Origin of the sequence: Ureibacillus sp. MALMAid1270 (assembly GCF_049202975.1) — a bacterium.
Lineage (GTDB): Bacteria > Bacillota > Bacilli > Bacillales_A > Planococcaceae > Ureibacillus.
In genome coordinates, this window is sequence record NZ_JBMIRP010000028.1 from 24,092 (window position 1) to 30,283 (window position 6,192).

Annotated in this window: 9 protein-coding genes, 5 tRNA genes and 1 rRNA gene; 5 read left to right on the forward strand and 10 right to left on the reverse strand. The window is 35.4% G+C overall.

The window, feature by feature from the left end; all coding sequences use genetic code 11:
* Positions 1 to 18: 18 nt before the first annotated feature.
* Entirely contained in the window at positions 19 to 570 is a 552-nt protein-coding gene (locus ACOQFO_RS02970; RefSeq protein WP_421688225.1) for a hypothetical protein, read from the forward strand.
* Positions 571 to 805: 235 nt separating this feature from the next.
* Positions 806 to 1,825 carry a DUF2332 domain-containing protein gene (locus ACOQFO_RS02975; RefSeq protein ID WP_421688226.1) on the forward strand — a complete coding sequence of 340 codons (1,020 nt, stop codon included), beginning with the start codon at positions 806 to 808 and terminating at the stop codon, positions 1,823 to 1,825.
* Positions 1,826 to 2,384: 559 nt separating this feature from the next.
* On the opposite strand, the gene ACOQFO_RS02980 is transcribed toward ACOQFO_RS02975, so the two are convergent.
* Positions 2,385 to 2,654 carry a hypothetical protein gene (locus tag ACOQFO_RS02980; RefSeq protein WP_421688227.1) on the reverse strand — a complete coding sequence of 90 codons (270 nt, stop codon included), beginning with the start codon at positions 2,652 to 2,654 and terminating at the stop codon, positions 2,385 to 2,387.
* Between the two features lie 247 nt (positions 2,655 to 2,901).
* Positions 2,902 to 3,207 (reverse strand): hypothetical protein, encoded by a 306-nt coding sequence (locus tag ACOQFO_RS02985; protein WP_421688228.1) that lies wholly within the window; start codon positions 3,205 to 3,207, stop codon positions 2,902 to 2,904.
* A 460-nt stretch (positions 3,208 to 3,667) separates the two neighbouring features.
* On the opposite strand from ACOQFO_RS02985, the gene ACOQFO_RS02990 reads away from it, so the two are divergent.
* Positions 3,668 to 3,862 carry a hypothetical protein gene (locus tag ACOQFO_RS02990; RefSeq protein ID WP_421688229.1) on the forward strand — a complete coding sequence of 65 codons (195 nt, stop codon included), beginning with the start codon at positions 3,668 to 3,670 and terminating at the stop codon, positions 3,860 to 3,862.
* A complete protein-coding gene (locus ACOQFO_RS02995; protein WP_421688230.1) occupies positions 3,862 to 4,059 on the forward strand; it encodes a YwbE family protein in 198 nt (65 codons plus the stop codon). The genes ACOQFO_RS02990 and ACOQFO_RS02995 overlap by 1 nt, the downstream gene beginning before the upstream one ends.
* 80 nt (positions 4,060 to 4,139) lie before the next feature.
* Here the strand turns inward: ACOQFO_RS02995 and ACOQFO_RS03000 are convergent, their stop codons facing one another.
* Together ACOQFO_RS03000 and ACOQFO_RS03005 are read right to left on the reverse strand one after the other, a co-directional pair.
* Positions 4,140 to 4,550 carry a hypothetical protein gene (locus tag ACOQFO_RS03000; protein WP_421688231.1) on the reverse strand — a complete coding sequence of 137 codons (411 nt, stop codon included), beginning with the start codon at positions 4,548 to 4,550 and terminating at the stop codon, positions 4,140 to 4,142.
* Positions 4,551 to 4,623: 73 nt separating this feature from the next.
* Positions 4,624 to 4,956 (reverse strand): hypothetical protein, encoded by a 333-nt coding sequence (locus ACOQFO_RS03005; protein WP_421688232.1) that lies wholly within the window; start codon positions 4,954 to 4,956, stop codon positions 4,624 to 4,626.
* 202 nt (positions 4,957 to 5,158) lie between these two features.
* Between ACOQFO_RS03005 and ACOQFO_RS03010 the strand changes: the two genes are divergently transcribed.
* On the forward strand, positions 5,159 to 5,332 hold the full coding sequence (locus tag ACOQFO_RS03010) for a hypothetical protein (RefSeq protein ID WP_421688233.1): 174 nt from the start codon (positions 5,159 to 5,161) through the stop codon (positions 5,330 to 5,332).
* Between the two features lie 163 nt (positions 5,333 to 5,495).
* On the opposite strand, the gene ACOQFO_RS03015 is transcribed toward ACOQFO_RS03010, so the two are convergent.
* The 6 genes from ACOQFO_RS03015 to ACOQFO_RS03040 all read right to left on the reverse strand — a co-directional run bounded on the left by ACOQFO_RS03015 (position 5,496) and on the right by ACOQFO_RS03040 (position 6,131).
* A tRNA-Gln gene (locus tag ACOQFO_RS03015) sits at positions 5,496 to 5,570 on the reverse strand.
* A 6-nt stretch (positions 5,571 to 5,576) separates the two neighbouring features.
* Positions 5,577 to 5,652 (reverse strand) — tRNA-His (locus ACOQFO_RS03020).
* A gap of 24 nt (positions 5,653 to 5,676) precedes the next feature.
* A tRNA-Tyr gene (locus ACOQFO_RS03025) sits at positions 5,677 to 5,760 on the reverse strand.
* 80 nt (positions 5,761 to 5,840) lie between these two features.
* Positions 5,841 to 5,956 (reverse strand): 5S ribosomal RNA (rrf, locus tag ACOQFO_RS03030).
* Between the two features lie 16 nt (positions 5,957 to 5,972).
* A tRNA-Ile gene (locus tag ACOQFO_RS03035) sits at positions 5,973 to 6,049 on the reverse strand.
* An 8-nt stretch (positions 6,050 to 6,057) separates the two neighbouring features.
* A tRNA-Gly gene (locus ACOQFO_RS03040) sits at positions 6,058 to 6,131 on the reverse strand.
* Positions 6,132 to 6,192: the final 61 nt, after the last annotated feature.

Here is a 6,192-nt window from a genome sequence, read left to right on the forward strand (position 1 = left end):
GGTTTGGAGGTACCAAATATGAGCGTGTTAAGAGCAAGGATGAGCCATCCTGCTTGGGTAGTTGTTGGGGTACTTATGCTGATTGCCGGACCATTTATCGCAATATTAGCACCGGTTGTTTTAACAGTGACAAGTCACCAACATAGGTCACGAATCGCTTATGTTCCACTACCAACTGCATTTAATTATTACCTAAGCGCATTTGCTTTCTGTAGTCTGTTATTAATATGTGTCTATTTTATTCGTAAAACATTATTAAAAATCACTCTTGCAATTGTAGCTACTTCCTTATTTTTATTGTTATTTTTCACTGCAGCAAATCAGTACCATTATTTCGATCGTGAGTATATTGAAGTTGGTGGTGTTCTAGATGCAAAGCAATATAGTTGGAGTGAGGTTGAAGAGGCAACGATTGTAGTCGACATGGATGATTATAGAACCATGTATTTGAAAATGAATGATTCTGAGCAAATCGAAATTTTACTAGCTGGTGTTGTCAATAGTAAAGCGGAAATGTCCATTAGAAACCGTCTAATTGAAAACAAAGTGGAAGTTAAATACGCGCGATAGAGGAGTAGTCAGAATATCTTTTGACTTACTCCTTTTTAAGTAGGTAATACCATTTGTAGAGTCAATGCTTGGCAGATGAAAATCATTTAGGATTCATCCCCCTACTATTCTAAAAGATAAATATTTTTATAGTCCTGATTCGAAGTCAATCACATATTAAATGTTTGTTTTACATAGGAATATTTTTCATTCTGTAATCGTAATCTAGTCCAACAAAAGCTCGGGAGATGATTGTATGGAAACCAATCTAACTAGAAGGTTTTTGCAATTTGCTAAAAAAGAGTGCGAGAATTCTAGTCCACTATACGAATTCCTTTCTTATCAAATTGCGGAAGACTCTGTTTTACAAAAGCTCGCTTCTCAAATACCTGTTGAACAACCAATACCGAATTTATTTTTTGCGAGTGTACAGTATTTATTAATGCAACAAGAAGATGCATTGAAATCTTACTACCCTACTTTTACTGATTCACCACTTCCTATTAAAGAATCATATGCACCATTTAAAGAGTTTGTTATAAACAATCAGGAATCCTTACTAGAACTATTTAGTACAAAATTAGTTCAGACAAATGAAGTACGCCGTTGTTCTTACCTGTACCCTATGTTTACAGAGATTTATAAGAAGCATGGAAAGCCACTTGCCTTAATTGAGATAGGGACAAGTGCAGGGCTGCAGCTTGGGGTCGATCAATATAATTATTTGTACAACGAAGACATTGAAGTTACTAACTCACCTTTCGCATTAAGGATAGAATCGAAAAATTTAGGAGATCCCCTGCCTGACTCTATATATTCTTCACCTATTGTGAAAACGAGAATTGGAGCAGATTTAAACCCTATTAATTTAAAAGATGAAAATGAACTAAAATGGCTTCAAGCGTTGATTTGGCCAGAGCATCATGAACGACGAGAGATGTTAACACAAGCTGCGAAAGTCATTAATGATTTAGTTATTGAATTTGTACGTGGAGATGCTATTGCACATTTAGAGGACCTCTGTGCTTCGATTAGTGAAGAAGAGCAAATTGTAGTGTTTCATACCCATGTGGCAAATCAAATTCCACGACAAGGACGAGAAGAGTTAATCGCAAAACTTGTTTCGGTAAGCAAATGGCGTCCAATATACCACTGCTATAACAATATGTTTGATGCAAAATTACATCAAGATTACTTAGTGGATGGGAACATGGTGGAAATAAGAGTGATGGAGCCAGCTGATGGCCATGAAAGGTGGTTTAGTTGGGTAAAATAACTTGGTGAAACATTGAACGAACGGAAAAGTCGATTCCCTCTAACTTTGTGGAATCGACTTTTTATTTTACGAAATTACAAGTTCACCTTGTAAAGTAAGTTACAAGTGGGATTGCCCAAGAGATAAAACATACAAACACGAGTATGACGACTAAATTAAAAAAAGAGAAGGCAAAAATGGTGAAGGCTGTGAAAAGCAATGATAATACAAAACTCCACACTACCCATCTTTTCATGCTAACCATTGCTTGAATCGTTATAAAAACAACTGTAAGTATAATCGGCCGCCAATATGTAATAAAACATATAAGCATACTAGCGTCTCTTTTTTATACCATTATAACGAGTCTTAAAATACATGACTACTAAAATGTGGAATCTTAAGGATGCTTTTTCAACACTATCTGTCGTCTTTATCATCGTATTTTTCCATCAATTAACTGAATTCAGCTCTTGGTCAAAAATTCATGAAATCATACGTTTACATCTAGCTAATAAAATAATACCCCAATGGCTTAATAATTCCATTAGGGTTTTTTAAGTAAATATGAATATGTGATTTATTTTCCTTGTGCAACCGTATTTAAGCACCAAGTAAAGTTATCCCAAGCAGAGTGCCAACCACTGAAAATTTCTGATGAATCATCCCAGCGAACATCGAATTTCTTTTGGCCATCCACATCGATTAAATATAATGCAAGGGTTTCATCTTGTTTTGAAACCGCAAGTTTCATACCATTTTGTAATTCTTCTTCAGTAAATGGAACGTCAGAAACTGAGCGTACCTGTGCTTGTTCAAATACTTGTCTGTTAATAATTTTGTAATTCATAAGAAACCCCCATTAAAAACTTCGATTCATTTTTCTTCCATATCTAAATGTACGATATTGGTCTATAAAAGTATATCCTATATTTAATCATCAAATAAAACTTTTGAAAAATGAATTTTTTAAGAAAATAGAAAATAATATATTTTTGTGAATCATTTCTTAAATCGACACTTATTTGTTGAAATTATTTTGACCTAAATCATCTTATTGATACAGAAAAAAGACCAAGCAGATGTTTAGCCTGGTCTTAATTATATCCCTTTTTCAACATCTTTTTTATTGTTGATAATTCTTTTGTAATATGGTTTAACTGTTGCTGAATTTTTGCTTGCCCTTCTGCCGAACTTTTTTGTTGCAATGCTTTTTCTTGAGCTGCAATTACTTGTGAATAAATAACAATTGATTCACCAACAAGGATAATCATATTCCCTAATATCTCAATTTTATCAGATGCATTTTCACCTGATAAACCATTTACCATTTGTTCTTGAAACTGTGCTTGTTCCGGGTCTATTCCTCTGCCATTCATGCTAAAGACCTCACTTCCGCCCATTCTCCTACGATAGAATATGCTTTATCTTGTAAATTAATTATGTATAGAAGTTTGGTTTTGCCCCAAAATTCAATCGCGTTCTTTGCTAATCATTTATCATCGGCATAAAATTTTTTCTGTTTTCGCGAATAAAAAATGCTATTGTACTTATACTATTAAAGGTTTCACTTCTAATAATCCATTGACTTGGGAGGGTTAACCCGATGGCTGCGAATGATCGTTAGATACGGGAAATACCATAACAACTGAATAAGCTAAAGCATTCAAGCTAAAGCGGAGGTTGTGTGTCATGGAGAATGAAAAGTAAGTGAAATTAGGCCCGGAATTTGATTTCCGGGTCTTTTATTTTTTAATTTACAACTGATGAGGTTAAATATTTGGCCACACAAAAATCTTTCATAAAAATTGAAAATAGATTATACTGAACTCACTATCCAGTTAATTTAAGGAGGAACTTCCAGTGACTGAAAATCATCAAACTGATGCACCAAAAACGAAAATGAGCTTACAAGAAGCAGTAAAGCAGAAACTTGAAGCAAAGAAAAATCAAAATGCCCAAAGCAAAGCTATAATAGGTACGGATCTTTCAGCTAAAAAGATGAAAAGCCAACAAACGAAAAAAACAATGAATACTCGTAGAAAAATGGGTGTATAATGAACGGACAAAATCGTAAGGATGTTTTACCTGGTAAGACAGTTGACATCGTATTAAAAAAAGATCAAAAAACAGGTAAATTGACTAGAGGAATTGTGAAAGATCTTCTAACAAAATCAAGTACACATCCTCATGGTATTAAAGTAAGACTTACGGATGGACAAATTGGACGCATAAAGGAAGTTCACGACAATTAAATATGTAATAACATACTCGGAGTGATATCCGGGTTTTTTATTTCCCCATATTCCCCTTTTCTCTTTCCACTCTCGCGTATTTAATTTTCGTTATAACGTTGTCCAGAGCATACGTGACATGTATCCATAATAGTGAAATCTTCTAAAACTTTTACTGCTTTTTTAGAAGCTTCCTTTTCAGTATTCACGTTTTGTCGCATAAATTTAACGACTAATCCTTCGTATGTGGCATTAAAGTCACTACTATTAAATTGCATTTTTATTTTCTCTGGCTCTGCATAAAGAAGCTTATGAAGTTCTTTTTCTGTATAATCTTTTATCTTTTTATCATTATCAAAGAACCCTGAATCCCCATACATCTTCCATGGATACGTTCCAGGAGCATGTCCAGGAAATAGAATTGCCCCTTCATTCAATGACTTTTCCTTATCAATTGCTGCCTCTATGTTGACTGTAATAACTTTTCCAATTCCCTCACATGTTGGACACATACCTTCTGGATCATTAAAAGAATAGGCATTACTATAACCTATCGATGGTTTAGCAAATCAAGAATACAACACTCTAAATAGAGGAAGAATATCGGATACAGTCCCTAATGTTGAACGTGCATTTCCACCTAATCGTTTTTGGTCTACAACAAACCACAGTGGAAAGATTATTTATTTCATCGATATCCGGTCGACTATATCGAGGAAGAAATAGCCTGACAAAATTGCTATAAGTTTCATTCAATTGTCTACCAGCTTCTTGTGCTACCGTATCAAAAACAATGGAAGACTTACCTGAACCTGATACTCCAGTAAATACTGTAATTTTCCCTTTTGGAATTGTTAAGCTTATATTTTTTAAATTATTTTCACGGGCATTAATCAGTTCGATATATTGTTGTTCCATTTCGTCCCACCTCTTTCTGATAATCTGTTTGTACATTTCAATGAGATTTTAAACATCTCGCATATTAGGGAATCTATCATAACAAGACTACACTTGGGAAATCAACCAAATAATAGAAATACTATCAGTAAGTATATTATCTCTAATAAATTACATAAACAGATAATAAAAAACCATATTAAAAAGGAAAGGAGCTGGCAAAATGGGAGATCAAAAAGATAATAAGAATAATCCCCTAGATACTGAGAGCGTTCAATATCATCGTGATGAAGAATTTGGCACAACTGTCTTACATCCAGATGATACGAGTAAGAAAAAGCTTTCAATGAAAGACGTTTTAAATAAGATGGATGAAAATAATAGAGGAATGGCTTAACAGGAAATAAGTTAACCAGGCTATGCCCTATTTTGTATGTGTAAAGGATTCAACAAAAAAAGAGCGTTAATCCAATTGGATTAACGCTCTTTTTAATAATCAATATAGTCAAATTTGCAAATAATTTTTTATTTCTTATAGATTACGATCTTTTGTTTTACTATGGCTGGGGTACCAGGATTCGAACCTGGGCATGACGGAATCAAAATCCGTTGCCTTACCGCTTGGCTATACCCCAAAAATATGGGGCGGCTGATGGGAATCGAACCCACGAATGTCGGAACCACAATCCGATGCGTTAACCACTTCGCCACAGCCGCCATAAAAATGTGTAAATAAAAAAATGGTGGAGAGGGACGGATTCGAACCGCCGAACCCGAAGGAGCGGATTTACAGTCCGCCGCGTTTAGCCACTTCGCTACCTCTCCACATTATTATGATGTGTTTTCTGACTAATATTGGTCAGAATAATTAATAAAAAAAGCAGCGATCAAATCGTGCTTTTTTTGCCTAGCAACGTCCTACTCTCACAGGGGGAAGCCCCCAACTACCATCGGCGCTAAAGAGCTTAACTTCCGTGTTCGGTATGGGAACGGGTGTGACCTCTTTGCCATTATCACTAGACTATATAAATCATATATGGTGGGCCTAAATGGACTTGAACCATCGACCTCACGCTTATCAGGCGTGCGCTCTAACCAGCTGAGCTATAGGCCCATAAATTATGGAGCGGGTGATCGGAATCGAACCGACGACATCAGCTTGGAAGGCTGAGGTTTTACCATTAAACTACACCCGCAAATGGTGGGTCCGGACGGAATCGAACCGCCGACACTTTGAGCTTCAGTCAAATGCTCTAC